Source organism: Gilliamella sp. App2-1 (assembly GCF_001690255.1).
GTDB classification, from domain to species: Bacteria; Pseudomonadota; Gammaproteobacteria; order Enterobacterales; family Orbaceae; genus Gilliamella; species Gilliamella apicola_G.
Genome location: NZ_LZGR01000067.1, coordinates 1 through 1161, shown reverse-complemented (window position 1 = coordinate 1161; position 1161 = coordinate 1). Strand labels below are relative to the sequence as shown.

Here is a 1161-nt window from a genome sequence, read left to right as displayed (position 1 = left end):
TTTCGGTATTGAATGCTATCACAGACCGGCATTTACGCTGGGGCTTTCCTAAATGCTTTAATCGTATCAGAAAGCTCGGCTATAAATGGAATCATAAACGGGTATATCGGGTGTATTGTGAATTAAAGCTTAATCTCAGGGTAAAGCGTAAAAAACGTATTCCTCCACGAAGCCCAGAAAGGCTATTGGTTCCTAATAAACAAGGTGAATGTTGGTCAATGGATTTTATGAGTGATAGTAGCTGTAATCAACGTCGCTTTAGGACATTCAATGTCATCGATGACTTTAATCGTGAGGCGTTAGGTATTGATATTGCAGTAAGCTTACCGGCAGTGAGAGTTACCCGTTACTTAGATAAACTGGCTGAATATCATGGCTATCCATTAAAAATACGCGTCGATAATGGACCAGAATTTACAGGAAAAACCTTTATAAACTGGGCTAAATCACATGATATAGCCATTGATTATATCCAGCCCGGTAGCCCTTATCAAAATGGCTATATTGAACGATTTAATCGCACCTATCGTACTGAAGTACTCGATTTATATCTTTTTAACAACTTAGCACAAGCAAGGAGAATAACCGAAGAATGGTTAACGATTTATAACACCGAAAGACCGCATGAGGCATTAAATAACATGACGCCGATTGAGTATAAAACACTAAAACAAACAGCATGATTTTCTACTTGAATCTTGTACTAAGTTTGGGGTATTTACAAGAAAAAATTGAACGTAACAAAATTTCTTCAATACATTTAGATATAAGAAATAATCTTTTTCATGGGGATGGGACAATTAATGGAGAACAATACCCATTGATTTTAAAAAAGAAAGTATCTCTTATAAAGAGATTATATCAAGTATAAAGGTAGAGGCTATTAATGACAATGATTACGAATTAGTGATTGTTGTAAATCAAAATGAACAAAGATTACGTTTTTTTCTTTAGAAGATAAAATAAATATTATTTTTGAAGATTTAAATTTCGATTCTTACCCTGATATTAGAGTTTCTGAAAATTATGGCGATGTTAATATAAGTTACTCTTATTTCCTCTATGATCCAAAAACATCCATTTACCGTTATTCTAAACAATTATTTAATAATATTATTAACCCAAAGGGGTTATATCAAAATAAAGTATTAATAGGTCAAT

The 1161-nt window shown here is 32.8% G+C and carries 2 protein-coding genes; both read left to right on the top strand.

Annotated features, from left to right (window positions below; genetic code table 11):
- Window positions 1-683, top strand: a 683-nt coding sequence (locus A9G22_RS09015) for an IS3 family transposase (RefSeq protein ID WP_141670033.1), incomplete at its 5' end; no start/stop codon positions are given.
- Between the two features lie 252 nt (window positions 684-935).
- On the top strand, window positions 936-1161 hold a 226-nt coding region (locus A9G22_RS11865; protein ID WP_442899749.1), incomplete at its 3' end, for an XAC2610-related protein.